The sequence below is a fragment of the Pseudomonas sp. LBUM1648 genome, assembly GCF_059716145.1.
The window spans coordinates 4,735,928-4,758,039 of the sequence record NZ_CP166808.1 but is presented as its reverse complement, the minus strand read 5'-3'; the positions used below and the strand labels follow the sequence as shown (position 1 = coordinate 4,758,039).

General features: G+C 58.3%; 22 protein-coding genes. 19 read left to right on the top strand and 3 right to left on the bottom strand.

Going from position 1 to position 22,112, the window contains the following annotated elements; all coding sequences use genetic code 11:
• Positions 1-3 precede the first annotated feature (3 nt).
• The 7 genes from ACA043_RS21485 (at position 4) to ACA043_RS21455 (ending at position 6,724) form a co-directional block, all read left to right on the top strand.
• On the top strand, positions 4-732 hold the full coding sequence (locus tag ACA043_RS21485; RefSeq protein ID WP_401270822.1) for an alpha/beta hydrolase: 729 nt from the start codon (positions 4-6) through the stop codon (positions 730-732).
• Entirely contained in the window at positions 729-1,286 is a 558-nt protein-coding gene (locus ACA043_RS21480; protein WP_401270820.1) for a hypothetical protein, read from the top strand. The genes ACA043_RS21485 and ACA043_RS21480 overlap by 4 nt, the downstream gene beginning before the upstream one ends.
• 251 nt (positions 1,287-1,537) lie before the next feature.
• Positions 1,538-2,527: a 2-dehydro-3-deoxygalactonokinase gene (locus ACA043_RS21475; RefSeq protein WP_497615111.1), complete on the top strand. Its 990-nt coding sequence runs from the start codon at positions 1,538-1,540 to the stop codon at positions 2,525-2,527.
• Between the two features lie 19 nt (positions 2,528-2,546).
• Positions 2,547-3,167 carry a 2-dehydro-3-deoxy-6-phosphogalactonate aldolase gene (locus ACA043_RS21470; RefSeq protein ID WP_497657883.1) on the top strand — a complete coding sequence of 207 codons (621 nt, stop codon included), beginning with the start codon at positions 2,547-2,549 and terminating at the stop codon, positions 3,165-3,167.
• 61 nt (positions 3,168-3,228) lie between these two features.
• The gene (gene dgoD, locus ACA043_RS21465; protein WP_497657882.1) at positions 3,229-4,377 is read left to right on the top strand and encodes a galactonate dehydratase; all 1,149 of its coding nucleotides are present in this window, start codon (positions 3,229-3,231) and stop codon (positions 4,375-4,377) included.
• Positions 4,378-4,549: 172 nt separating this feature from the next.
• Entirely contained in the window at positions 4,550-5,860 is a 1,311-nt protein-coding gene (locus tag ACA043_RS21460) for an MFS transporter (protein ID WP_497657881.1), read from the top strand.
• A 60-nt stretch (positions 5,861-5,920) separates the two neighbouring features.
• A complete protein-coding gene (locus ACA043_RS21455) occupies positions 5,921-6,724 on the top strand; it encodes an IclR family transcriptional regulator (protein ID WP_187677764.1) in 804 nt (267 codons plus the stop codon).
• A gap of 4 nt (positions 6,725-6,728) precedes the next feature.
• On the opposite strand, the gene ACA043_RS21450 is transcribed toward ACA043_RS21455, so the two are convergent.
• Positions 6,729-7,781: an NAD(P)-dependent alcohol dehydrogenase gene (locus ACA043_RS21450; protein ID WP_305439102.1), complete on the bottom strand. Its 1,053-nt coding sequence runs from the start codon at positions 7,779-7,781 to the stop codon at positions 6,729-6,731.
• 190 nt (positions 7,782-7,971) lie between these two features.
• Here ACA043_RS21450 and ACA043_RS21445 point away from each other — a divergent pair, with 190 nt between their 5' ends.
• The gene (locus ACA043_RS21445) at positions 7,972-8,862 is read left to right on the top strand and encodes an AraC family transcriptional regulator (protein ID WP_489879021.1); all 891 of its coding nucleotides are present in this window, start codon (positions 7,972-7,974) and stop codon (positions 8,860-8,862) included.
• 182 nt (positions 8,863-9,044) lie between these two features.
• On the opposite strand, the gene ACA043_RS21440 is transcribed toward ACA043_RS21445, so the two are convergent.
• Positions 9,045-10,709 (bottom strand): electron transfer flavoprotein-ubiquinone oxidoreductase, encoded by a 1,665-nt coding sequence (locus ACA043_RS21440; protein ID WP_497657880.1) that lies wholly within the window; start codon positions 10,707-10,709, stop codon positions 9,045-9,047.
• A gap of 551 nt (positions 10,710-11,260) precedes the next feature.
• On the opposite strand from ACA043_RS21440, the gene ACA043_RS21435 reads away from it, so the two are divergent.
• The 10 genes from ACA043_RS21435 (at position 11,261) to ACA043_RS21390 (ending at position 20,696) form a co-directional block, all read left to right on the top strand.
• A complete protein-coding gene (locus ACA043_RS21435; RefSeq protein WP_007908338.1) occupies positions 11,261-12,010 on the top strand; it encodes an electron transfer flavoprotein subunit beta/FixA family protein in 750 nt (249 codons plus the stop codon).
• Positions 12,011-12,012: 2 nt separating this feature from the next.
• Positions 12,013-12,942 (top strand): electron transfer flavoprotein subunit alpha/FixB family protein, encoded by a 930-nt coding sequence (locus ACA043_RS21430; RefSeq protein ID WP_497657879.1) that lies wholly within the window; start codon positions 12,013-12,015, stop codon positions 12,940-12,942.
• Between the two features lie 80 nt (positions 12,943-13,022).
• The gene (locus ACA043_RS21425; RefSeq protein WP_489879023.1) at positions 13,023-13,844 is read left to right on the top strand and encodes a substrate-binding periplasmic protein; all 822 of its coding nucleotides are present in this window, start codon (positions 13,023-13,025) and stop codon (positions 13,842-13,844) included.
• A 9-nt stretch (positions 13,845-13,853) separates the two neighbouring features.
• Positions 13,854-14,210 carry a DUF4398 domain-containing protein gene (locus ACA043_RS21420; RefSeq protein WP_489879024.1) on the top strand — a complete coding sequence of 119 codons (357 nt, stop codon included), beginning with the start codon at positions 13,854-13,856 and terminating at the stop codon, positions 14,208-14,210.
• Positions 14,207-15,019, top strand: coding sequence for an OmpA family protein (locus ACA043_RS21415; protein ID WP_305439095.1), 813 nt, complete (start codon positions 14,207-14,209; stop codon positions 15,017-15,019). Before ACA043_RS21420 ends, ACA043_RS21415 begins: the two co-directional genes overlap by 4 nt.
• Before the next feature lie 201 nt (positions 15,020-15,220).
• On the top strand, positions 15,221-16,660 hold the full coding sequence (locus ACA043_RS21410) for an aminotransferase-like domain-containing protein (RefSeq protein WP_187677756.1): 1,440 nt from the start codon (positions 15,221-15,223) through the stop codon (positions 16,658-16,660).
• A gap of 78 nt (positions 16,661-16,738) precedes the next feature.
• The gene (locus ACA043_RS21405) at positions 16,739-17,218 is read left to right on the top strand and encodes a translation initiation factor 2 (RefSeq protein WP_497657878.1); all 480 of its coding nucleotides are present in this window, start codon (positions 16,739-16,741) and stop codon (positions 17,216-17,218) included.
• 166 nt (positions 17,219-17,384) lie between these two features.
• Complete coding sequence (locus tag ACA043_RS21400; protein ID WP_187677754.1) at positions 17,385-17,639, top strand: YkgJ family cysteine cluster protein; 255 nt, start codon at positions 17,385-17,387, stop codon at positions 17,637-17,639.
• Between the two features lie 41 nt (positions 17,640-17,680).
• A complete protein-coding gene (locus ACA043_RS21395) occupies positions 17,681-18,286 on the top strand; it encodes an START domain-containing protein (RefSeq protein WP_497657877.1) in 606 nt (201 codons plus the stop codon).
• Between the two features lie 316 nt (positions 18,287-18,602).
• Entirely contained in the window at positions 18,603-20,696 is a 2,094-nt protein-coding gene (locus ACA043_RS21390) for an LTA synthase family protein (protein WP_497657876.1), read from the top strand.
• A gap of 74 nt (positions 20,697-20,770) precedes the next feature.
• Here the strand turns inward: ACA043_RS21390 and ACA043_RS21385 are convergent, their stop codons facing one another.
• Positions 20,771-20,929: a DUF3309 family protein gene (locus tag ACA043_RS21385; RefSeq protein WP_169432680.1), complete on the bottom strand. Its 159-nt coding sequence runs from the start codon at positions 20,927-20,929 to the stop codon at positions 20,771-20,773.
• 322 nt (positions 20,930-21,251) lie between these two features.
• Between ACA043_RS21385 and ACA043_RS21380 the strand changes: the two genes are divergently transcribed.
• Positions 21,252-22,067, top strand: a complete 816-nt coding sequence (locus ACA043_RS21380) for an SDR family oxidoreductase (RefSeq protein ID WP_489879027.1) — start codon at positions 21,252-21,254, stop codon at positions 22,065-22,067.
• Positions 22,068-22,112 lie beyond the last annotated feature (45 nt).

The window sequence follows — 22,112 nt, the reverse complement described above, 5'->3', positions numbered from 1 at the left end:
CCGATGGGAGCCCAAGCCGGAGCCGTTCAAGGATGCATCGGGAGACTGGTAGCCAGCCACGAACTCACAACCAAAGAAGACCAGACCGCCAAACCTGTGACGCTTGCGAGAGAAGTCGTAGCGTTTTTCATCGGTGGGGCAGGTGATTCGGAAAGTTACTATGGCGATGGTCCGAGTAACTACACCTTAAGGGCCATGGAGGCGTTGGAGGGGCGACTGGGGCCGAAATACGGCGATAAATTCCAACGGCATTACATGGGCTACAACGACGTCAAAGGGGATTCCGATCTTGAGGAATTTGTGTTTTCCAAGCTTCCTCACAAGTCCGCGCACGTGTACATCGTTGGTCACAGCCTGGGTGGATGGAACGGCGCGCATTTGTCTCAGATTCTGACCGACAAAGGTTACATCGTTAAAATGCTCGTTACGTTGGACCCCGTTGGTGAAGGAGTGATGGTTGCATTGATCTCGGATATTTATTGGTCGGAGCCAACACCCAAGGCTGAAAAATGGATCAATGTTCGAGCCGAGCCTGTTGAGATGGATCGGACCGACGTCGTTGCCTGGATGGGGGGTAAGTGGGATATCGAGTCAGGTCCGGATGTCATGGGGATTGTCAGGTTCAACCACTATTCGGCGAGAGTTCTGTATGAAACCCGGTTGGAGTGCGGGCAATCTGCTTTGGACTTATCTGCGGACTCTATCGCTGGTTATTTGGGAGAAGGAGCATGAGATTTGCACTGCTGATCGTGGCGTCGCTGCTGTGCGTATCCTGCGCGAAGTCCCATGACATCAGGTCGGCGAAGTTGGAATTCGAATCGATTCAATCTCGTTCGGAAAACATTTTTTTTGATGTGAATTTTTATTCGGATATGGAATTGCTGGAGCTTTTCAGGCGAGAAAAGAAAGCGAACAGCTATGACCAGGTTTTCATCTGTGCGTTAGGCGAGGATACGGATTTCTCTGTTGAACACACGATTTCAAAAGCCGCGATGGGGTTAATCGAAGAAAACAAAGAACCTTTGAGGCAAGCAGGATTTGCTTACACGGCAAGGATTGCCGTCAAGAACGTGGCAGAAAAGAAAAGATCGTCGACGTATTTGAGTCGGGAGGAGTTGGAAAAACTATTGGTAGGTAAGCAAAGTATTCCATGCAAGGTGGTCATCACGGCCACAGGTTATAAGGCTTACTACACGCAATCGATGTTTATTCCTGTTGCAGACATTCTGTCTGCCTTGGTGGACGACTCAGTCAAAGGTGAAACGGTATCCCCCGCGTCCGAGTAATCCATCATCCGCGGTGACGGACGCCAGGAGCCCGGAATAACTGACGACAAAGGCCACACACATGAGGTGGGTTCCAGCGAGCACGAAACGGTAAGGGTCCTGATTAACAAGAATCTGGACGTCGTTCAGCGGTGGCCAAAATGAACTGATTTAATCCCATAATATGGGATGTAAAATTACATATTGAGATTTACTGTTTGAGAGGTCTATAGTCCGTCGCACTCACTGCCAAAAACAAAACAGGTGAAGCGATGCTGGCGCAATTGATCGCGCTCGATTGGGGGACGACCTCATTACGTGCTTACAAACTCGCGGCGGGCGGTGTGGTGCTGGAGCAGCGTTCGCTGTCGTCCGGGATCATGCAGTTGCCGAAGACCCCGCGAGTCATCAACGGTCGCGAATGTGCCGACGGTTTTGAACTGGCCTTTGACGAGGCTTGTGGCGACTGGCTCGATGCACAGCCGGATCTGCCGGTGATCGCCTGCGGCATGGTCGGCAGCGCGCAGGGCTGGCGTGAAGCGGCCTACTGCGAAACGCCGGCGAACGTCGCCAATCTCGGAAACTCCCTACAAACAGTTGTCAGTCTTCGCGGCACGCGGGTGCATATCGTGCCGGGCGTGATTCAGCGTTCGCGACTGCCGAATGTGATGCGTGGCGAAGAGACTCAAGTCCTCGGTGTTCTGCAGAATCTTCCGGTGGAGGCGGGCAACGAAGTGTTGATCGGCCTGCCGGGCAGTCATTCGAAATGGGTGGAAGTGGTCGATGGCCGCATCACGCATTTCGACACCTTCATGACCGGCGAAGTGTTCGCCGTGCTCAGTGATCACAGCATCCTCGGCCGTACTCAACAGCAAGGCGCGACGTTCGATGGTCAGGCGTTTGACCGGGGCGTGCAGGTTGCGCTGTCGGCGGACGGTGAGCTCGGCGTGCTCTCGACTTTATTCAGTGCGCGAACGCTGGGCCTGACCGGCGAACTCAGCCCGACGGCGCAAGCGGATTACCTGTCCGGCCTGATGATTGGCCATGAACTGGCGGCACTCGCCACGGTTCAGCGGCATCGACGCAACAGCGTGCATCTTCCTTCGATCGTCCTTATCGGCAACGCGCAACTCTGCGCGCGCTATAGCCGTGCCCTCGATGCCTGCGGGTTCGCCAAGGTGACGCTGGCCGAGCAGGCCACCGAGCGTGGCTTATGGCAACTGGCGCTGGCCGCCGGACTGATCGATTCCTCATCCCGTTAACCCTGACTGGAGGCCTGACATGCTCAAGCAAGCATTGGCACAGAACGGTCTGATCGCGATTCTGCGCGGCCTGCATCCGCAGGAAGCTGCCGCTGTCGGAGAAGTCCTGTATGCCGCCGGATTTCGCGTCATCGAAGTACCGCTCAATTCCCCTTCGCCGTACGAAAGTATCCGCATCCTGCGCACGACGTTGCCCGCCGATTGCCTGATCGGCGCCGGCACGGTGTTGACCCCGGAGCAGGTCGAGCAAGTGAAAGAGGCTGGCGGCCAGGTGATCGTCATGCCGCACAGCGATGCCAAGGTCTTGCGTGCAGCAAAAGCGGCGGGTTTGTTCCTCTCGCCAGGCGTGGCCACACCGACTGAAGCGTTCGCGGCGCTGGAGGAGGGCGCGGACATTCTCAAGCTGTTCCCGGCCGAGCAGATGGGCCCGGCAGTCGTCAAAGCCTGGCTGGCGGTGTTGCCTTCTGGAACGGTGCTGGCGCCGGTCGGCGGGATCACGCCGGACAACATGCAGGCGTTTATTGACGCGGGTGTGAAAGGCTTCGGACTCGGTTCCGGCCTGTTCAAACCGGGCATGACGCCGGAGCAGGTTGCGGTCAATGCCAAGGCCTACGTCGCTGCCTGGAAAGCCCTTCGCTAAGAACTTTTGGCGCTGCGTGCGCTGCATCTATAAGAGCTGCATTTACAAAAAGAGAGCAGAGATGAAAATCACCAAACTCACCACCTTCATCGTCCCGCCGCGCTGGTGCTTCCTCAAGGTTGAAACCGATGAGGGCGTGACCGGTTGGGGCGAGCCTGTCGTCGAGGGTCGCGCACACACCGTTGCCGCTGCCGTTGAAGAATTGTCCGACTACCTGATCGGCAAAGACCCACGCAACATCGAAGATATCTGGACGGTGTTGTACCGCGGCGGTTTCTATCGCGGCGGCGCGATTCACATGAGCGCACTGGCCGGTATCGACCAGGCGTTGTGGGACATCAAGGGCAAGGCGCTCGGTGTCTCGGTCAGCGATCTGCTGGGCGGTCAGGTGCGCGACAAGATCCGTGTGTATTCGTGGATCGGCGGCGACCGTCCGGCCGACACCGCACGCGCGGCGAAAGAAGCGGTGAGCCGTGGTTTTACCGCGGTGAAGATGAACGGCACCGAAGAGCTGCAGTTCCTCGATACTTTCGAAAAAATCGACCTCGCCTTGGCTAACGTGGCCGCCGTGCGTGATGCGGTCGGGCCGAACGTCGGCATTGGCGTCGACTTCCATGGCCGGGTACACAAGCCGATGGCCAAGGTGCTGATGAAGGAACTCGACCCGTACAAACTGATGTTTATCGAAGAGCCAGTGCTTAGCGAAAACTACGAAGCACTGAAAGAACTGGCGCCGTTGACCAGCACGCCGATTGCTCTCGGTGAGCGGCTGTTCTCGCGCTGGGACTTTAAACGGGTGTTGAGTGAAGGTTACGTCGACATCATTCAGCCGGATGCGTCGCATGCCGGCGGCATCACCGAAACCCGCAAGATCGCCAACATGGCCGAAGCCTACGACGTGGCGCTGGCGCTGCATTGCCCGCTGGGGCCGATTGCACTGGCAGCGTGTTTGCAACTCGACGCGGTTTGTTACAACGCGTTTATCCAGGAGCAAAGCCTGGGTATCCATTACAACGAGAGCAACGACTTGCTCGACTACGTGAAGGATCCGCGAGTGTTCGATTACGACAAGGGCTTCGTGAAGATTCCGAACGGGCCGGGGTTGGGCATCGAGATCAACGAGGAATACGTGATCGAGCGTGCGGCCGTCGGTCACCGCTGGCGCAACCCGATCTGGCGTCACGCCGATGGCAGTTTTGCCGAGTGGTGAGTCATCCCTGACCCACCGCTGGCGGTGCTGATCGTTCCCGCGCTCTGCGTGGGAACGCCTCATTGGATGCTTTGCGTCCGCTGTTGGGACGCGGAGCGTCCCGTGCTGCATTCCCACGCAGAGCGTGGGAGCGATCTTCTGACCTCAATAAACATAAAAAGAGGCACTCCCCATGCAACCGCAAACCCTCACCGGGCAGGCGTCTTTAGTCACGCCTAGCCGTAAGCGGTTTTTCATCATGGTGTTGCTGTTTATCACCGTGGTTATCAACTACCTCGACCGCAGTAACCTGTCGATTGCCGCACCGGCGCTGACCAGTGAGCTGGGCATCGATCCAATTCATGTCGGCCTGATTTTCTCGGCGTTCGGCTGGACTTACGCCGCCATGCAGATCCCCGGCGGCTGGCTGGTGGATCGGGTGCCGCCACGCATTCTTTATAGCGTAGCGCTGTTGTTGTGGTCGATCGCCACGGTGATGCTCGGTTTCGCTGCCAGTTTCATCGCGCTGTTCGTGTTGCGCATGGCGGTCGGTGCGCTGGAAGCACCGGCCTATCCGATCAACAGCCGCGTGGTCACGACGTGGTTTCCCGAGCGCGAGCGCGCCACGGCGATTGGTTTCTACACGTCTGGACAGTTCGTCGGATTGGCGTTCCTCACCCCGGTGCTAGCCTGGCTGCAACACGAATTCGGCTGGCACATGGTGTTCATTGCAACCGGCGCGGTGGGCATTGTCTGGGCGGCGATCTGGTACGCGGTGTATCGCGAGCCGCGTGATTTCAAAGGCGTCAACGATGCAGAAATCGACCTGATCCGCGAGGGCGGCGGGTTGGTGGATATTCAGGCCGAGAGCGCCAAGGTCAAAGCCAAATTCAGTTGGACCGATCTCGGCATCGTTCTCACTAAACGCAAGTTGTGGGGCATCTATCTCGGCCAGTTCTGCCTGAACTCGACGCTGTGGTTTTTCCTGACGTGGTTCCCGACCTACCTCGTGAAATATCGCGGCATGGACTTCATCAAATCCGGCCTGTTGGCGTCGCTGCCGTTTCTTGCCGCGTTTATCGGCGTGTTGTGTTCGGGGTTCTTTTCCGACTTTTTGATCCGTCGTGGTTACACCGTCGGTTTCGCGCGCAAGTTGCCGATCATTGGCGGGCTGCTGATTTCCACCTCGATCATTGGCGCCAACTTCGTTGAGTCGACGCCGCTGGTGATTGCGTTTCTGGCGCTGGCGTTTTTCGGTAATGGGTTGGCGTCGATCACCTGGTCGCTGGTGTCGACACTGGCACCGGCACGCCTGCTCGGCTTGACCGGTGGGGTGTTTAATTTCATCGGTAACCTGTCGGCGATTGCCACGCCGATCGTGATCGGTTTCCTCGCCAGCGGTGATTCCTTTGCCCCGGCGATCACTTATATCGCGGTTCTCGCATTGATCGGCGCTTTGTCCTACGTGCTGCTGGTGGGCAAGGTCGAACGTATCGAGTTGTAGTGCTCAGCGTCGGGCGACCATAATGCCGCCCGTTCCCTCGCTCAACGGTAAAGGCTGGATATGCAGGAAGACGCCCCGGAAAAAACCAAGGACGCCGCGCCCACCGGCACTCAGACGCTACTGCGCGGGCTGGGTGTGGTGCAGGCCGTGGCCAGTGGCGCGCGGGATCTCAAGGAGATCGCCCGGCTGATCGGCACCACGCGCAGCACCACCCATCGTCTGGCCAGCTGTCTGGTGGATGAGCGTTATCTGCGTGTTGTACCGCAAATCGGTTATCTGTTGGGGCCGAAGCTGATCGAGCTGGGTTTCCAGGCACGCGAAGAGTTGCCGCTGGTGACGTTGGCCGGGCCGTATCTGGATGAGTTGTCGGCACTGACCGGTGACACGGTTCACCTGGGGATTCGTGAAGGCGACGAAGTGCTGTATCTGTTGAAGAATCCAGGGCGCAACGGCCCGGAGATGCGTTCGCGGGTTGGCCATCGCATGCCTCTGGCACGCACCGGGATCGGCAAGGCGTTGATGCTCGACGACACGCCGCAGGATTGGCAGCGTCTGTACGACATCAGTCTTCCAGCGGGTGGGAAAAGTCAGTTCTGGCCGCAGCATCCACAGCAGTCGTGGGAACAGGTTGAACAACGGATGACCGAGTATGTGGTCGGTGGCTACGCGTTCGATCTGGAAGACAACGAACCGTCGATCCGTTGTGTGGCGGCGCCGATCCGTGATGCGAGCAAGCGCATTGTGGCGGCGATCAGTATCGCCAGCACTGTGCCGTACATGCCGCTGGAGAAGATGGCCGAGCTGATTCCCCTGATCAAAGGGGTCACAGCCCGGCTATCGGCGGAGCTGGGATTGAAGGTCTGAAGGATCAGACTTTCAGGGTCGCCATGTCGATCACGAAGCGGTATTTCACGTCACCGGCAATCATGCGGGCGTACGCCTCATTGATCTCGCGGATGTCGAGCATTTCAATGTCGCAGGTGATGTTGTGCTCGGCGCAAAAATCCAGCACCTCCTGGGTTTCGGCGACGCCACCGATCAGCGAACCGGCCAGCACGCGGCGACTCATCACCAGTTTGCCGGCGTGTACCGGTGGATCAACCGGCTCGATCAGACCGACCAGAATGTGCACACCGTCGAAACGCAGGGTGTCGAGGTACGGGTTCAGGTCGTGCTGCACCGGAATGGTGTCGAGCAGGAAGTCGAAGTAACCCGCCGCAGCTTTCATCTGCTCGGCATCGGTGGACACGATCACATGATCGGCGCCCTGACGACGGCCTTCTTCAGCTTTGCTTGCCGAACGGGTGAACAGCGTCACTTCGGCGCCCATCGCCTTGGCGAACTTGATGCCCATATGGCCGAGGCCGCCCATGCCGAGAATCCCGACCTTGTCGCCAGCCTTCACGCCGTAGTGCTTGAGCGGCGAATAAGTGGTGATGCCGGCGCAGAGGATCGGCGCGGCGCTGGCCAACGCCAGACGCTCCGGAATGCGTACAACAAAGTGCTCGCTGACGACGATGCTGTCGGAGTAGCCGCCCATGGTGTTGCTGCCGTCGACCCGGTCCGGGGTCGCGTAAGTCATGGTCGGACCTTCGAGGCAGTATTGCTCAAGGTTCGCTTGGCAGGCTTCGCAGGAGCGGCAGGAGTCAACCATGCAGCCAACGCCGACCAGATCGCCTACTTTGTGTTTAGTGACATTCGCACCGATGGCGGTGACTTTTCCGACGATCTCGTGGCCGGGCATCAACGGGTAAACAGCGATGCCCCATTCGTTGCGCGCCTGGTGAATGTCGGAGTGGCAGACGCCGCAATACAGGATCTCGATCGCCACGTCGTCGGCCCGAGGGCTGCGGCGTTCGAATTTCATCGGGGCGAGGGGCGTGGTGGCCGATTGGGCGGCATAGCCGATGGCGGTATACATGTGAAACCTCGCAAAAGCAGTAACAAGTGAGGCGGCGCATTTTGGGCGCCGTCCGCCTGTCCGGCCATGACGATTCCTCCGGGTCTCATGCCTAATCCTCCGGCATGCGGCTTTGATCGGTCGCATTGGCAAAAGGATCTGCGATGATGCTTTCATCCCTTTTTCCGTGATTTTTGTGAAGAACATGTCGATGCAATTGACCCGTCACCTTGATGCCAACGCCACGCTGGTTTCGTTGATCGAACCGCTGGCGCTGCGCGACGGTTATTCCCAGACCGGGCTGCCGGGTGTGCAGGTGTTGCGCGCCAGTTGCGACGTTGCCCGTGGCCCGCACATTTATGAGCCGAGCCTGATGATCATCGCCCAGGGCAGCAAACTGGCGTTTCTCGGGCCGCGCACCATGGAGTATGGCGCCGGGCACTATCTGATTCAGGCGCTGCCGGTGCCTTTCGAATGCGAAACCTTTGCCTTGCCGGATGCGCCGTTACTGGGGATTTCGGTGGCGATCGACCGTGTCTTGCTGGGTGAATTGGTATTGGCGATGGGGCTGGCGCCGGGGCGGCATATTCCAGCGCAGACACCTGAGTCGATGACCTCGGTGGTGCTTGACGATGACATGCGGGGTTGCGTCGAGCGGCTGCTGCAATGTCTGCACGATCCGCTGGAATGCCAGATTCTCGGGCCGGCGCGGATTCGCGAATTGCTCTTCGTCGCCCTGCGCGGTCCGCAGGCTGATGTGTTGCGGGCATTGGTCGAGCAGCAGGGGCAGTTTGCCCGGGTCGCGGCGTCGATCAGTCATTTGCACGCGCACTACACCGAGCCGTTGAACGTCGAGACCCTGGCCAGTTGCGCGAACATGAGCGTTTCGACGTTTCATGAACATTTCAAGCGCAGCACGTTGTTGTCGCCGGTGCAGTATCTGAAGCGCCTGCGCTTGCTTAAGGCGCAAACGCTGCTGGTGGCGGAGGGCCTGGGTGTGGCGCAGGTGGCGCATCGGGTCGGGTATCAGAGTACTTCGCAGTTCAGCCGTGAATATAAGCGTTACTTTGAGCGCAGCCCTGGAGAGGAGCGCGCGGCCTGAGGATTTACACAATCCCTGTGGGAGTGAGCCTGCTCGCGATAGCGGCGTACCAGATGACATGATGTCGACTGGTTTACCGCTATCGCGAGCAGGCTCACTCCTACAGTTGTTTTTGGTGAGACAAAAATTTTGGGCAACAAAAAGGCCCCCGTTTCGGGAGCCTTGTTGTTCAGCGGTTCAGCTTACATATTTGGATAGGTCGGGCCGCCGGCGCCTTCCGGCGTGACCCAGGTGATGTTCTGCGAAGGGTCCTTGATGTCACAGGTCTTGCAGTGCACGCAGTTCTGGGCGTTGATCTGGAAGCGCTTCTCGCCGTCTTCCTTGGTGATGACTTCGTATACGCCGGCCGGGCAGTAGCGCTGCGCCGGTTCGTCGTACAGCGGCAGGTTTTTGCTGATCGGGATGCTCGGGTCGGTCAGCTTCAGGTGGCACGGCTGTTCTTCTTCGTGGTTGGTACCGGAGATGAACACCGAGCTGAGTTTGTCGAAGCTGAGCTTACCGTCGGGTTTCGGGTAGTCGATCTTCTTGCAGTCGGCCGCGAGCTTGAGGCAGGCGTAGTCCGGCTTGGTGTCGTGCAGGGTGAACGGCAGTTTGCCGCCGAAGATGTTCTGGTCCAGCCAGTTGAAGCCGCCACCGACAATGGCGCCGAACTTATGGACGGCCGGGCCGAAGTTGCGGCTGGCGAACAGTTCGTCGTAGAGCCAGCTCTTCTTGAAGGCGTCGACGTAAGTGGTCAGCTCTTCAGTGCCGTCCTTTTCAGCGAACAGCGCGTCAGCCACCGATTCAGCGGCGATCATGCCGGACTTCATCGCGGTGTGGCTGCCTTTGATCTTGGCGAAGTTCAGGGTGCCGAGGTCGCAACCGATCAGCGCGCCGCCCTTGAAGACCATTTTTGGCAACGAGTTCAGGCCGCCCTTGCAGATCGCGCGGGCGCCGTAGCTGACGCGCTTGCCGCCTTCCAGGTACTGAGCCAGTACCGGGTGATGCTTGAGGCGCTGGAACTCGTCGAACGGCGACAGGTAAGTGTTGCTGTAGGACAGATCGACGATCAGACCGACCACCACCTGGTTGTTTTCCAAGTGATAGAGGAACGAGCCACCGGTGTTCTCGGTGCCCATGATGTCCAGCGGCCAACCGGCGGTGTGCACCACCAGGCCTGGCTGGTGTTTGGCCGGATCGATTTCCCAGATTTCTTTCAGGCCGATGCCGTAGTGCTGCGCGTCGGCATCGCTGTCGAGGTTGAAGCGCTTGATCAGTTGCTTGCCGATGTGGCCACGGCAGCCTTCGGCGAACAGCGTGTATTTGCCACGCAGTTCCATGCCCGGGGTGTACAGGCCTTCTTTCGGATTGCCTTCGCGGTCAACGCCCAGATCACCGGTGATGATCCCGCGCACGATGCCGCTTTCGTCGATCAGCGCCTCCTGAGCGGCGAAGCCCGGGTAGATTTCCACACCCAGGTTTTCAGCCTGTTGGGCCAGCCAGCGGCAAAGGTTGCCGAGGGAGATGATGTAGTTGCCTTCGTTGTGCATGGTCTTGGGCACAAAGAAGTCAGGAATCTTCTGCGCGCTTTCGGCGTTTTTCAGCACGAAAATATCGTCGCGGGTGACTGGCGTGTTCAGCGGGGCGCCGAGTTCTTTCCAGTCCGGGAACAATTCGCTCAGAGCGCGTGGTTCGAACACGGCACCGGAAAGGATGTGTGCGCCGACTTCGGAGCCTTTTTCGACCACGCAGACGCTGATTTCCTTACCGGCTTCGGCGGCCTTCTGCTTCAGACGGCAGGCGGCGGACAGGCCAGCGGGGCCGGCACCGACGATGACCACGTCGAATTCCATGTATTCGCGTTCCACAGGCTATCTCCTACTCAAGGCTCAACAGTTTTTTTTCTAATTTGGAGGTTCGGTGTCGCATCCGTATTGCCTTTACGTTAACGTCAAGGGCAGCAATGGAAAACCCACCTTTCTCTCTAGGGGGCGCATTATATCTACACCACTCTGAGCGTCCAATACAAACGTTTGTTTGAATTGGCTCCAGCCCAGAGAAATCAAAGAAGCGCGGCTTATGAGTGACCATTTTGCCGTATTGACCGGAATAGGCGTTCCGGTCAAGATACGGGCGGTTTTGCGCTCGCCGTAGGCAGACTGGCGGTTTCAAGAGCACCTCTAAAGACAGGGCGTAGGCAGTACAAGGTGATGCGCAGCGCAGGTCTGGCGCGCAGTTTACACACCGTGAAGATCAATGACTTGTCGGTCACCACTGACGAACGGTCATCGCACTTCGCAGCGTGTAATCACCCTATACACAAGCCGGCGTTTTTAGAGGTGCCCTTGTAGCCCGATGAGCATCATCCGCCAGGTTCGCCTAGGCGACTTTCTTTTCACCGGAGAGTAACGAGGAATCCATGAAGGTTCTTGTAGCTGTCAAACGCGTTGTGGATTACAACGTCAAGGTTCGCGTCAAGGCGGACAATTCCGGCGTAGACCTCGCCAACGTCAAGATGTCGATGAACCCGTTCTGCGAAATCGCAGTGGAAGAAGCCGTGCGCCTGAAAGAGAAAGGCGTTGCGACTGAAATCGTCGTCGTCTCCATCGGCCCGACCACTGCTCAGGAACAGCTGCGTACCGCACTGGCTCTGGGTGCCGACCGCGCCATCCTCGTCGAATCCGCTGAAGATCTGACGTCCCTGGCCGTTGCCAAACTGTTGAAAGCGGTTGTCGACAAGGAACAGCCTCAGCTCGTGATTCTGGGCAAGCAGGCAATCGACAGCGATAACAACCAGACCGGCCAGATGCTCGCTGCACTGAGCGGCTACGGTCAGGGCACTTTCGCATCGAAAGTCGAAGTCTCCGGCGACAGCGTTGCCGTGACCCGCGAAATCGACGGCGGCGCGCAGACCGTTTCGCTGAAACTGCCTGCGATCGTCACCACCGACCTGCGTTTGAACGAGCCGCGCTACGCGTCCCTGCCAAACATCATGAAAGCCAAGAAGAAGCCTCTCGAAGTGCTGACTCCGGATGCTTTGGGCGTTTCCACCGCCTCCACCAACAAGACTCTGAAAGTCGAAGCGCCGGCTGCACGCAGCGCGGGTATCAAGGTCAAGTCGGTGGCTGAACTGGTCGAGAAACTGAAAAACGAAGCGAAGGTAATCTAATCATGACTATCTTGGTAATCGCCGAACACGACAACAAAGTGCTGGCTCCGGCCACGCTGAACACTGTTGCTGCCGCTGCCAAAATCGGCGGTGACATCCACATTCTGGTTGCCGGCCAAGGCGCTGGCGCCGTGGCTGAAGCCGCTGCGAAAATCGCGGGAGTGAGCAAAGTCCTGAACGCTGACAACGCCGCTTACGCGCATCAGTTGCCGGAAAACGTTGCTCCTCTGGTGGCCGAACTCGGCGCTGGCTACAGCCACATCCTGGCTGCCGCCACTTCCAACGGCAAAAACATCCTGCCGCGCGTTGCCGCTGCGCTGGACGTTGACCAGATCTCCGAGATCATCTCGGTAGAGAGCGCTGATACTTTCAAGCGCCCGATCTACGCCGGTAACGCCATCGCTACCGTGCAATCGACCGCTGCGATCAAAGTGATCACCGTGCGTGCCACCGGTTTCGACCCGGTTGCTGCTGAAGGTGGTTCGGCTGCCGTTGAAGCGGTTGCTGCTGCGCACAACGCTGGGACTTCGAGCTTCGTTGGCGAAGAACTGGCCAAGTCTGATCGTCCAGAACTGACTGCTGCCAAGATCGTCGTTTCCGGCGGCCGCGGCATGCAGAACGGCGACAATTTCAAACACCTGTACGCCCTGGCAGACAAACTGGGCGCTGCCGTCGGTGCTTCGCGCGCCGCGGTCGACGCAGGTTTCGTACCGAACGACATGCAGGTCGGTCAGACCGGCAAGATCGTTGCGCCACAGTTGTACATCGCGGTCGGTATCTCTGGCGCGATCCAGCACTTGGCCGGGATGAAAGACTCCAAAGTGATCGTTGCGATCAACAAGGACGAAGAAGCCCCGATCTTCCAGGTGGCCGATTACGGTCTGGTGGCGGATCTGTTCGAAGCCGTACCTGAGCTGGAGAAGCTGGTCTAATCCAGCGGCTTCACTTATAAAGAGCCCGACCTTTTGGTCGGGCTTTTTTTTGTCTCGGTTCTGAGTGGGAGCGTTTTGCCATGGATCTGCGCTGCGGATTGTTATTGGGATTGGCCCTATTGCCTGGGTTGGCAACGGCCGCCGGCAAGTGCGAGCGCCTCGTCGTCACCGGCAGCCCGGACGCGCCGCCGTACCTGTGGCAGGATCCGCAGAATCCCAAGCAATTGATCGGTGCCAGTGCCGATCTGTTGCAGCAAGTGGCCAAAGACCTGGGTATCAAGGTCGAGTTGCTCTACGCGGGCAAACGATCCCAGGCCCTCGATGAAGTGCGCAGTGGCCGTATGGATATGCTGGCCGATGCGCCACTGACCCTCAACGAGCTGGAAAACTTCGACTACATCCATCCGCCGCTGCTGGAAAACGATTACCTGGTGTGGACACGTAAAGGCTCGACTCTGGCCTACACCGAAGCCAAAGACCTGCACGGCCATTCCGGTGGCTTGTCGGAAAAGTCTCGAATGACCCAGGCATTTGGCACCTTCGCCGATCAGCGATTGACCCTTACTCGGACAGCAAACCTCACCCAGGCCTTTCAGAAATTGCTCCTGGGTGAAGTGGAATATGTACTCGCCGGACGTTACTCGGGCATGGCCGCCGCGCAGGCGTTGGGCATGGCCAATGACTTGCTGGCCTTCGAGCAACCCATTGATCGACCGGGGCTGTATCTGGCGGTTTCTCATAACTCGGCGTGCAACGATCCGTGGTTGCGCGGACAGTTGGCCAAAAAGATGACAGAATTGCCCGCGTCCGGACTGACGGAAACCGCGCTGCAACGCAATATCGAGCGCTGGAAAGCGCAGCAGCAACAGCCGCAACAACCTGTCAGTGCCCCAAAACAGTAGGGATTCTTAGTGAGTATTCGACCTCTTTTCGCGGCGATGGCCGTTCTGGCCATGGCCGGTTGCGCGACCGATCCGGCACCCAATGAACAAATGCGCCTGACCGAACAAACAATCGCCCAGGCCAAGGCCGTCGGCGCGACCGCCGATGATGTGCCGGAAATGAAACTGGCCGAAACCAAGTACAACCGGGCCAAGGGCAACATGGCCGATGAGTCCTACCGAAACGCGCGCATGCGCGCCGAACAGGCCGAACTCGACGCGCGTCTGGCAGAAGCCAAAGTGCTGACGCAAAAGAGCGAAGCACAACTGAACGTGCTCAACACCCGCATCACCCGTCTGCGCAAGCAACTGGGAGATGCCCAATGAGCCTCAAGTCCAAAGTTCTCGGTGGTGTGATCCTCGCCGGTTGCGCCAGCCTGTATGGCTGCGCCGGTCAACACAGCGAATCCGCTCTGCAAGAGGCCAGCGCCGACTTCCAGAAGGTCAAGGAAGATTCCAACGTGCTGCGTATCGCGCCGAAGGACGTGATACGCGCCGGCGAATCCCTGGCCCGTGCCGATCGCCTGTCCACTTATTGGGGTAGCGGTTCGGACGTGGTGCATTACGCCTACCTGAGTCAGCGATACAGCGAAATTGCTCGCGAACACACCAATAAGGTGCTCAATGAAGAGCGCGCAGCCAAACTCGAACTGGAGCGTCAGCGCCTTCAACTGGCGCTGCGCGAATCGAAACTGTTGAGCGTTCAGCAGCAGGGCAAATGGCTTGAAGAACAGATCGTCGCTCTGGCCACCACGCAGACTGATCGCGGTTTGGTGATGACTCTTGGCGATGTGCTGTTCGATACGGGTGAAGCGGAGCTGAAAAACTCGGCCAACCGCGTCGTTCTGAAGATCGTGCAGTTCCTGCAATTGAATCCGAAACGCGTGGTGCGTATCGAGGGTTACGCCGACAGCACTGGCGGCAAACAGGAAAACCTCAAGCTGTCCCGCGACCGCGCGCAGTCGGTAGCCGATGTGCTTATGGACCTGGGCATCGACGACAAACGCATTCAGGTCGAAGGTTACGGCGACGAATACCCGGTGGATGCCAACGCTTCCGAGCGTGGACGCGCACAGAACCGTCGGGTGGAAATTGTCTTCTCCGACGAAAAAGGCCAGCTCGGCGCCGCCCGTTAAGGGTTGCGTCTCTGGAAAGCCCGGGCTGTCATGCAGCGCCGGGCTTTTTTACGTCTGTCGAATAGCTCGCAAATCAATACAGTTGTGGCAGACACTGCACTGTATGGTCGACTAGAGTGACAACTGTCCCAGTACACTTCTAAACTGTTCCGGTATTGTTTCACACAAGAATAAAATGCCCGTGAAATCGAGTGCTGCGTCATGACCAATCTCTTGCTCTACCAACGTATTGCTCAGCAACTGGCCGAAGACATCCGCCGTGGTGTCTACCAACCGGGAGAACGCGTGCCATCGGTGCGCAAGATGAGCTCGCAGCTCAACGTCAGCCATGCAACGGTGTTGCAGGCTTACGCCAACCTCGAAGATCAGGGCCTGATTCGCGCGCGGCCACAGTCCGGTTATTACGTGCACCAGACCCCGGCGCTGACGGCGCCTACGCCGGATATAGCCCGGGTCGAACGGCCTGGTCTGGTCACGCGCAGCAGCATCATCCAACAAGTTCTGGTCGAGTCGCGCCGCGAAGGTGTGTTCCCGTTGGGCGCCGCCGTACCGAGCGTTGACTATCTGCCAGTGCGCGCGCTGCATCAGCAACTGGCCAAAGTCACTCGCTTCCACAGTCCACGGGCCTTCAGCTACATGTTCAGCCCGGGCTTCGAACCGCTTCGCCGGCAAGTGGCGATCCGCATGCGCGACGCGGGCGTGGTGGTTGATCCCTCGGAAATCGTGATCACCCACGGTTGTGTCGATGCCTTGCAGATGTCATTGCGCGTGCTGACCCGACCGGGCGACCTGATCGCCGCCGAGTCGCCAACCTATTACGGACTGTTGCAACTGGCCGACCTGCTGGGCCTGAAAGTCATCGAGATTCCCAGCGATCCTGCCACCGGCATGAGCCTCGAAGCACTGCAACTGGCCGCCAACCAGTGGTCGATCAAGGCGCTTGTGCTGACCACACGCCTGAGCAATCCGCTGGGCGGCACCATGCCTGAAGAGCGGCAGAAACAACTGCTGCGCCTGGCTTCGGATTTCGATATTCAGATCGTCGAAGACGATATCTACGGCGAATTGATGTTCGAACAGGGCCGCACCAAAGCGCTGAAGGCTTACGACCGGCTTGACCGAGTCATCTACTGCTCAAGCTTCTCCAAAACCCTGTCGCCCGGTGTACGCATCGGCTGGATGATCGCCGGCAAGTATCAGCAGGAAATTCAGCGCTTGCAGACCTTCAGCACGCATTCGGCGTGCAGCGTGACGCAGATGGCGATTGCCGCTTATCTGGAAAACGGCGGTTATGACCGGCATTTACGGTACATCCGCCAGGAATACCGAAAAAACCTCAGCGCTTTCCAGCTGGCGGTGCAGCAGTACTTCCCCGAAGGCACGCAGATGTCCCGGCCCACGGGCGGTTTCATCCTGTGGGTGAGTCTGCCGGGACGGGTCAATACTCAGGAATTGCATGTCCGCGCATTGCAGCAGGGCATCAGCATCGCACCGGGCCTGATCTTCAGTAATACCGAGCAGTTCAACCACTGTATCCGCCTGAACTGCGGCATTCCGTGGAACCGCGAAGCGGAGAGGGCGTTGATGACGCTGGGCCTGCTGGCAACCCAACTGTGCCAGGAAACGGCTGGCGGATTCTGAACGAGTGGCCGGTGATGCTTGTCTTGTGGCGCTCAACAAGCGAGCATATGGCCCTCTGCCGTTAGTGTCGTTGGGTCCATGAAAGCGATTTTTTCTGCCGCCGGGATTGTGCTTTTTTCGCTGATGATCAGTCATGCGCCAGAGGTCATGGCGGCTGCGGTTCAGGATAAACCGGCAGCGACGACCCCGGCGCAAAAGCCGGCGGCGAACAAAAAAGCCGTCCCGGTAAAAAAAGCGCAACCCAAGAAAGCCGCGCCGGTGAAGAAACGCAAGCCGGTGGCTTCCAAGTCCAAACCCGCCAGTGAAATAGCAAAGTCGAAATTGCCGCCAGCCAAATTGGACCTGAGTCTGCCCAGGGACATGGTCCAGGAATTGAAACCTGAAGGCGCTGTCCCGCTGCCCAAACGTGAAGCGATCCTGCCGCAGATGTTTGGCGAGAAAAACAGCGGATTCCAGCTCAACGGCCGTTTGCTCAGCAACGAAATGCAGCTGCAGTTGCGCAACGATGAGCGCCGGGACGTGGAAGGCGCGGCGCTGGATTTCGAATTCAAACAGTAAAAGCCACCCATCTGTGACCCGCGAAGCAGACGCTTTGTCGGAGACTGGTCAGTCATTTTCACTTATCCGTAAAAACCCCGGTTCAGGGAATTTGAAACAGCCGTTTTAGCGGTTACCCTGTCCGCGTCTCTTTTTACACATTACCCGTTGCGAGGACTTGTTCGTCATGAAATGCCGTGAAGGCTGTGGCGCTTGCTGCATTGCCCCTTCCATCAGCTCGGCGATTCCCGGCATGCCTGATGGCAAACCTGCCGGCGAACGTTGCGTGCAACTCTCGGTCGAAAACCTGTGCAGCATTTTCGGCCGCCCGGAGCGCCCGGCAGTCTGTTCCGGCTTCGCTGCCGATGTCGAGGTGTGTGGCAGCAGTTCGGAAGAAGCGATCAGGTTGATCGGCTGGTGGGAGCAAATGACGGCGGCGTGATGTGTCAAACGAACGGAACTTCAACAATAAGGAATAAGACTATGGGTTCGCTGCACCGTATCGCTGTGTTGTGTGGTTTGACTGCCGTGCTGGCGACTTCGGCCGCTCAGGCTGAAGACTGGAAGGTCGCCAAGAACGAGGACGGCATCAAGGTTTCCCTGAGTGAGGTGCCGGGTTCGGACTACAAGTCCTATCAGGGCGTCGCCCTGATGAAGACCACCATCGCCAAACTGCGCGCACTGCAGGAAGACGTCTCCGGCGCCTGTGCGTGGATTCACGAGTGCAAGACCCAGAAACTGCTTAAGCACGAGGGCGATCAGAGCTGGACTTACAGCCAGTTCAACACGCCTTGGCCAGTCACCCCGCGTGATTCGGTGCTGCGCATCACCACTGTTGAGGGCGCCGATGGCAGCCTGACTCGCAACCTTGAAGGCGTACCGAAGTACATTCCTGAAGAGAAAGGTTTTGTCCGCGTGGTCAAGGTCGAGGGTTTCTGGAAGTTCGTGCCCAAGGGCGATCAGGTCGAAGTGACCTACCAGGTGCACACCGAGCCAGGCGGCAGTGTGCCGTCGATGATTGCCAACAAGTTTGTCGTCGACGCCCCGTTCAACACCCTTAAATCTCTGAAAGAACGTGCCGAGAAGTAATCGCCGCGCTTGCAGTAAAACGCCCCGAACAATTCGGGGCGTTTTGTTTTGGAGCTTTATTGTGTTTCCAGATATGCGTTGAACGAAATTTTCACAATGCGTTCAAGACAATTCGCCCGCGCTGTTTGCATGCTGTACCTGTCTGCTGCGGCATTAAATGAGAGTGTCCAGCGGCGTGGTAGTAATCAATGGCAATGGCGCGGGTGATCGTGCAACATTTGCGCACCGCGCACGCCCCAGGGTCGGGAATGACCAATAGAGGGCATGGCGCCCCTGTATTTTTGCAACTTCAACTTCCAATGGGTCCTAAAACGACATGGCAAACCCGGACGCCCTGAATCAGCAGCGATCTTCCAGTCGCCTGCTGCAACCGACCGTCAAATCGCATCTGGCCTACACGCTGCTTTGTGCGCTGGTCATGATGGTGATGTTTTCCGTGCTGCGCCTCGCGCTGCTGGTCTACAACCGCGAGATGATCCTCGATACCCCGGCTTCGACGTTCCTCGAAGCCTTCGCCAACGGCCTGCGTTTCGACCTGCGCCTGGTGGTCTACCTCTGCATTCCGCTGGTGCTGTCACTGTTCAGTGCGCGGGCCATGGCAGCGCGCGGTTTCTTCCGTCTGTGGCTGACCGTTGCCTCGAGCATCGCGCTGTTCCTCGGCCTGATGGAGATGGACTTCTACCGCGAGTTTCACCAGCGCCTCAACGGCCTGGTGTTCCAGTACGTGAAGGAAGACCCGAAAACCGTGATGAGCATGCTCTGGTACGGTTTCCCGGTGGTGCGCTATCTGCTGGCCTGGGTCATCGGCACTGTGATCCTGACTCTGGCGTTCAAAGGCGCCGACCGTGCCACGCGTCCACGTGGGCCATTCAGCGGTGGCAGCGTCAGCACTCGCCAAGTGGCGCCGTGGTATACGCGCCTTGCGGTGTTCGTGGTTTGCCTGCTGATCTGCGTAGTCGCGGCCCGTGGCACTCTGCGCCAAGGTCCGCCGATGCGCTGGGGTGATGTCTACACCACCGATTCCAACTTCGCCAACCAGCTCGGCCTTAACGCCACGCTGTCGCTGATCGAGGCCGCCAAGTCCCGCATGGGCGAGGATCGCGACAACATCTGGAAAGCCACGCTGCCGCAAGAGCAGGCGCAGAAAGTCGTACGCGACATGCTGCTGATGCCGGACGAAAAACTGGTCGATGCCGATATTGCCGCCGTGCGCCGTGATTACACGCCGCCGACCGACAAGACCCTGCCGATCAAGAACGTCGTTGTGATCCTGATGGAAAGCATGGCCGGTCACTCGGTTGGCGCCTTGGGCGCTCCGGGCAACATCACGCCTTACCTGGACAAGCTGTCCAAGGAAGGCCTGCTGTTCGACCGTTTCTTCTCCAACGGTACGCATACCCACCAGGGCATGTTCGCGACCATGGCCTGCTTCCCGAACCTGCCGGGCTTCGAATACCTGATGCAGACGCCGGAAGGCAGCCACAAGCTGTCTGGCCTGCCGCAGGTGCTCAGCGCCCGTAATTACGACGATGTGTACGTCTACAACGGCGACTTCGCCTGGGACAACCAGTCGGGCTTCTTCAGCAACCAGGGCATGACCAACTTCGTTGGCCGTAATGACTTCGTCAATCCGGTGTTCTCCGATCCGACCTGGGGCGTGTCCGACCAGGACATGTTCGACCGTGGTCTGCAGGAGCTCAAGGCGCGGGAAAACGGCAAGCCGTTCTACGCGCTGCTGCAAACCCTGTCCAACCACACGCCGTACGCCTTGCCGACGCCATTGCCGGTCGAGCGCGTGACCGATCGTGGCTCGCTCAACGAGCATTTGACCGCCATGCGTTACGCCGACTGGGCGTTGGGTCAGTTCTTCGAGAAGGCCCGCAAGGAGCCGTACTTCAAAGAGACCCTGTTCGTAGTCGTCGGCGACCACGGTTTCGGTAACGAGCGTCAGATCACTGAAATGGACCTGGGCCGCTTCAACGTGCCGATGCTGATGATCGCACCGGGCATCCAGGAGAAATTCGGTACCCGTGACCACACCGTGGGCACGCAGATCGACATCGTGCCGACCATCATGGGGCGTCTGGGTGGTGAAGTGCGCCATCAGTGCTGGGGTCGTGACCTGCTCAACCTGCCGGAAGGCGACACCGGTTTTGGTGTGATCAAGCCGTCGGGCAGCGAGCAGACCACCGCGATCGTTACAGCCGACCAGATTCTGGTGCTGCCGAGAGACAAGGACATGGGTCCGAAGATGTGGCAGTACCAACTGGGGGCCAATCCGCACGCCGAGGTCGTTCCGAATGCACCGCGCACTGCCGAGTTGAAACTCAAACTCGAGGCGTTCCTGCAAACGGCGACCAAGAGCCTGATGGATAACACCGCTGGTGTGATCCACGGCAAGCCGGACTGATCGATCTGTAAAAGAAAGCTGCGCGCAATAAAAAAGAGGCCCTGAAAAGGGCCTCTTTTTTTACGCTTGAATCGTTATATCCGACCGAGTAGCAATAGCACCAGCAGCACGACCAACACCACGCCGATAATGCCCGATGGACCGTAACCCCAACTTCTGGAGTGTGGGAAGACTGGCAGACCACCGATCAGCAACAGGATCAGGATAATGATAAGAATTGTGCCCATGTCTATTTCCTTGTTGAAAGTGTTCGAGAAGTCTTGGTGTTCAAGGGCGACTGGAGACTAAGTAATTCCAGGCAGCTTATAAATTCCGACCGGTGCGAATGAAAGAAAATTCAATGTTTTTTTAATGTATTTGGATTGCGTCCTTATTTCCTTTAAAGCAAAAGATCAAAAGCTCGCAGCCTTCGGCAGCTCCTACAGAAATCAGTGTAGAAGCTGCCGAAGGTTGCGATCTTTTGATCCTCCATTCAGCAACTTGATGGAGCGTGGGCGCGTGCCGAACCTTCGCTACACTCCGCGCATCTTCCCCGGAACAACAAGGCTGTCTGCTATGCAAAATCGCATGATGATCACTGGCGCGGGCTCAGGTTTAGGTCGCGAAATCGCGCTGCGCTGGGCGCGTGAAGGCTGGCAACTGGCCTTGTCCGACGTCAGCGAGCCCGGCCTGCAAGAAACCCTGAAAATGGTGCGCGAGGCGGGCGGCGACGGGTTTATTCAGCGTTGCGATGTGCGTGATTACAGCCAGCTCACTGCGTTCGCCCAGGCCTGCGAAGAGAAACTCGGCGGCATCGACATTATCGTCAACAATGCCGGCGTGGCCTCAGGCGGGTTCTTCAGCGAACTGTCGCTGGAAGACTGGGACTGGCAGATCGCGATCAACCTGATGGGCGTGGTCAAGGGCTGCAAAGCGTTCCTGCCATTGCTTGAACAAAGCAAAGGCAAGATTATCAACATCGCCTCCATGGCCGCGTTGATGCAGGGCCCGGCGATGAGCAACTACAACGTGGCCAAGGCGGGCGTGGTGGCCTTGTCGGAGAGTCTGTTGATCGAACTCGCGCAGCAGGAAGTCGGCGTGCATGTGGTGTGCCCGTCATTCTTCCAGACCAATCTGCTTGATTCTTTCCGTGGCCCGACTCCGGCGATGAAAGCCCAGGTTGGCAAGTTGCTGGAGAGTTCACCGATCAGTGCAGCCGACATAGCCGACTACATCTATCAGCAAGTCGCTGCTGGCGAATTCATGATCCTGCCTCACGAACAGGGCCGTATGGCTTGGGCGATCAAGCAGAAGAACCCGCAACTGCTTTACAACGAAATGACGTCAATGGCCGAGAAAATGCGCGCCAAGGCCAAACAGAGCAACGGCTGAACTTGCCCCTGAAGTGCGGCGTGGTTAGGGTGGCCGCAATGGTCA

What these genes read in the sequence shown, in the direction of transcription:
- ACA043_RS21485 (WP_401270822.1), top strand. Translation starts at nt 4, where the DNA reads ATGGGAGCCCAAGCCGGAGCCGTTCAAGGATGCATCGGGAGACTGGTA.
- ACA043_RS21480 (WP_401270820.1), top strand. Translation starts at nt 729, where the DNA reads ATGAGATTTGCACTGCTGATCGTGGCGTCGCTGCTGTGCGTATCCTGC.
- ACA043_RS21475 (WP_497615111.1), top strand. Translation starts at nt 1,538, where the DNA reads ATGCTGGCGCAATTGATCGCGCTCGATTGGGGGACGACCTCATTACGT.
- ACA043_RS21470 (WP_497657883.1), top strand. Translation starts at nt 2,547, where the DNA reads ATGCTCAAGCAAGCATTGGCACAGAACGGTCTGATCGCGATTCTGCGC.
- dgoD (WP_497657882.1), top strand. Translation starts at nt 3,229, where the DNA reads ATGAAAATCACCAAACTCACCACCTTCATCGTCCCGCCGCGCTGGTGC.
- ACA043_RS21460 (WP_497657881.1), top strand. Translation starts at nt 4,550, where the DNA reads ATGCAACCGCAAACCCTCACCGGGCAGGCGTCTTTAGTCACGCCTAGC.
- ACA043_RS21455 (WP_187677764.1), top strand. Translation starts at nt 5,921, where the DNA reads ATGCAGGAAGACGCCCCGGAAAAAACCAAGGACGCCGCGCCCACCGGC.
- ACA043_RS21450 (WP_305439102.1), bottom strand. Translation starts at nt 7,781, where the DNA reads ATGTATACCGCCATCGGCTATGCCGCCCAATCGGCCACCACGCCCCTC.
- ACA043_RS21445 (WP_489879021.1), top strand. Translation starts at nt 7,972, where the DNA reads ATGCAATTGACCCGTCACCTTGATGCCAACGCCACGCTGGTTTCGTTG.
- ACA043_RS21435 (WP_007908338.1), top strand. Translation starts at nt 11,261, where the DNA reads ATGAAGGTTCTTGTAGCTGTCAAACGCGTTGTGGATTACAACGTCAAG.
- ACA043_RS21430 (WP_497657879.1), top strand. Translation starts at nt 12,013, where the DNA reads ATGACTATCTTGGTAATCGCCGAACACGACAACAAAGTGCTGGCTCCG.
- ACA043_RS21425 (WP_489879023.1), top strand. Translation starts at nt 13,023, where the DNA reads ATGGATCTGCGCTGCGGATTGTTATTGGGATTGGCCCTATTGCCTGGG.
- ACA043_RS21415 (WP_305439095.1), top strand. Translation starts at nt 14,207, where the DNA reads ATGAGCCTCAAGTCCAAAGTTCTCGGTGGTGTGATCCTCGCCGGTTGC.
- ACA043_RS21410 (WP_187677756.1), top strand. Translation starts at nt 15,221, where the DNA reads ATGACCAATCTCTTGCTCTACCAACGTATTGCTCAGCAACTGGCCGAA.
- ACA043_RS21405 (WP_497657878.1), top strand. Translation starts at nt 16,739, where the DNA reads ATGAAAGCGATTTTTTCTGCCGCCGGGATTGTGCTTTTTTCGCTGATG.
- ACA043_RS21400 (WP_187677754.1), top strand. Translation starts at nt 17,385, where the DNA reads ATGAAATGCCGTGAAGGCTGTGGCGCTTGCTGCATTGCCCCTTCCATC.
- ACA043_RS21395 (WP_497657877.1), top strand. Translation starts at nt 17,681, where the DNA reads ATGGGTTCGCTGCACCGTATCGCTGTGTTGTGTGGTTTGACTGCCGTG.
- ACA043_RS21390 (WP_497657876.1), top strand. Translation starts at nt 18,603, where the DNA reads ATGGCAAACCCGGACGCCCTGAATCAGCAGCGATCTTCCAGTCGCCTG.
- ACA043_RS21380 (WP_489879027.1), top strand. Translation starts at nt 21,252, where the DNA reads ATGCAAAATCGCATGATGATCACTGGCGCGGGCTCAGGTTTAGGTCGC.